Source organism: Stenotrophomonas sp. AN71, assembly GCF_050435725.1.
Classification (GTDB): domain Bacteria; phylum Pseudomonadota; class Gammaproteobacteria; order Xanthomonadales; family Xanthomonadaceae; genus Stenotrophomonas.
Genome location: NZ_JBNDKU010000023.1, coordinates 1 through 2,500, shown reverse-complemented (window position 1 = coordinate 2,500; position 2,500 = coordinate 1). Strand labels below are relative to the sequence as shown.

Sequence of the window (2,500 nt, the reverse complement as noted above, 5' to 3'; positions counted from 1 at the left end):
AGGGGAGGCGAAGGGAAACCGAGTCTGATAAGGGCGCATAGTCGCGGGCAGTAGACCCGAAACCGGGTGATCTAGTCATGGCCAGGGTGAAGGTGCCGTAACAGGTACTGGAGGCCCGAACCCACGTCTGTTGCAAAAGACGGGGATGAGCTGTGATTAGGAGTGAAAAGCTAATCGAACCCGGAGATAGCTGGTTCTCCTCGAAAGCTATTTAGGTAGCGCCTCATATGTATCCTCTCGGGGGTAGAGCACTGTTATGGCTAGGGGGTCATCGCGACTTACCAAACCATTGCAAACTCCGAATACCGAGACGGACTGTATGGGAGACACACGGCGGGTGCTAACGTCCGTCGTGAAAAGGGAAACAACCCAGACCCACAGCTAAGGTCCCAAATTCACTGCTAAGTGGAAAACCATGTGGAAAGGCACAGACAGCCAGGAGGTTGGCTTAGAAGCAGCCACCCTTTAAAGAAAGCGTAATAGCTCACTGGTCGAGTCGGTCTGCGGGGAAGATTTAACGGGGCTAAGCAGTGAACCGAAGCTTGGGGTGTGCATATTTATATGTACGCGGTAGAGGAGCGTTCCGTAAGCCGTTGAAGGTGGATTGAGAAGTCTGCTGGAGGTATCGGAAGTGCGAATGCTGACATGAGTAACGATAATGCGGGTGAAAAACCCGCACGCCGAAAGCCCAAGGTTTCCTTGCGCAACGTTAATCGGCGCAGGGTGAGTCGGCCCCTAAGGCGAGGACGAAAGTCGTAGTCGATGGGAAGCAGGTTAATATTCCTGCACCTCGCGTAAGTGCGATGGAGGGACGGAGAAGGTTAGGTGTACCAGGCGTTGGTTGTCCTGGGGAAAGGCGGTAGGTTTGGATCTTTGGCAAATCCGGGATCCTTTAAGACCGAGCACCGAGACGAGCCTTTATGGCGAAGTCACTGATACCACGCTTCCAGGAAAAGCTCCTAAGCTTCAGCTTACGCAGACCGTACCGTAAACCGACACAGGTGGGTAGGATGAGAATTCTCAGGCGCTTGAGAGAACTCGGGTGAAGGAACTAGGCAACATGGCACCGTAACTTCGGGAGAAGGTGCACCCTTTTTGGTGGCTCGTGCGAGCTATAGCTGAAGAGGGTCGCAGTAACCAGGCCGCTGCGACTGTTTATCAAAAACACAGCACTCTGCAAACACGAAAGTGGACGTATAGGGTGTGACGCCTGCCCGGTGCTGGAAGGTTAATTGATGGGGTCAGCCGCAAGGCGAAGCTCTTGATCGAAGCCCCAGTAAACGGCGGCCGTAACTATAACGGTCCTAAGGTAGCGAAATTCCTTGTCGGGTAAGTTCCGACCTGCACGAATGGCGTAACGACAGCGGCGCTGTCTCCACCCGAGACTCAGTGAAATTGAAATCGCTGTGAAGATGCAGCGTTCCCGTGGCAAGACGGAAAGACCCCGTGAACCTTTACTATAGCTTTACACTGAACGTTGAGTTCGTCTGTGTAGGATAGGTGGGAGGCTATGAAACTGTGGCGCTAGCTGCAGTGGAGCCATCCTTGAAATACCACCCTGTCGTGCTTGACGTTCTAACCTGGGCCCATTATCTGGGTCGGGGACCGTGTATGGTGGGTAGTTTGACTGGGGCGGTCTCCTCCTAAAGAGTAACGGAGGAGCTCGAAGGTACGCTCAGCGCGGTCGGACATCGCGCACTGTGTGCAAAGGCATAAGCGTGCTTGACTGCAAGATCGACGGATCAAGCAGGTAGGAAACTAGGACTTAGTGATCCGGTGGTTCTGTATGGAAGGGCCATCGCTCAACGGATAAAAGGTACTCCGGGGATAACAGGCTGATACCGCCCAAGAGTTCATATCGACGGCGGTGTTTGGCACCTCGATGTCGGCTCATCACATCCTGGGGCTGTAGTCGGTCCCAAGGGTATGGCTGTTCGCCATTTAAAGTGGTACGCGAGCTGGGTTCAGAACGTCGTGAGACAGTTCGGTCCCTATCTGCCATGGGCGTTGGAGATTTGAGAGGGGCTGCTCCTAGTACGAGAGGACCGGAGTGGACGAACCTCTGGTGTTCCGGTTGTCACGCCAGTGGCATTGCCGGGTAGCTATGTTCGGAAGCGATAACCGCTGAAAGCATCTAAGCGGGAAGCGCGCCTCAAGATGAGATCTCCCGGGGCACAAGCCCCCTGAAGGAACCATGTAGACTACGTGGTTGATAGGTCAGGTGTGTAAGTACAGCAATGTATTGAGCTAACTGATACTAATGATCCGAGAGGCTTGACCATATAACCTCAAGTTGCCTTGGCTTTACGACAGCGTCGTAAGAGCATCCAAGTGCACGCTACGTCACAAGAACTATGCGAGGCTGGCGCCTTGTCCCCCTGGGACGAGTGCGACTCTCCAAAAGCCTCCCTGGTGAAATTAGCGCTATGGAACCACCCGATCCCATCCCGAACTCGGAAGTGAAACGTAGCTGCGCCGATGGTAGTGTGGCCTAAGCCAT

2 rRNA genes (1 of these 2 cut by a window edge) are annotated in these 2,500 nt (G+C 54.0%); both read left to right on the top strand.

Going from position 1 to position 2,500, the window contains the following annotated elements:
* Positions 1-2,282: ribosomal RNA gene (locus ABH900_RS20195) — 23S ribosomal RNA — on the top strand; it begins 599 nt to the left of the window's first position.
* A gap of 126 nt (positions 2,283-2,408) precedes the next feature.
* Positions 2,409-2,500: ribosomal RNA gene (rrf, locus tag ABH900_RS20190) — 5S ribosomal RNA — on the top strand; the annotation flags it as partial.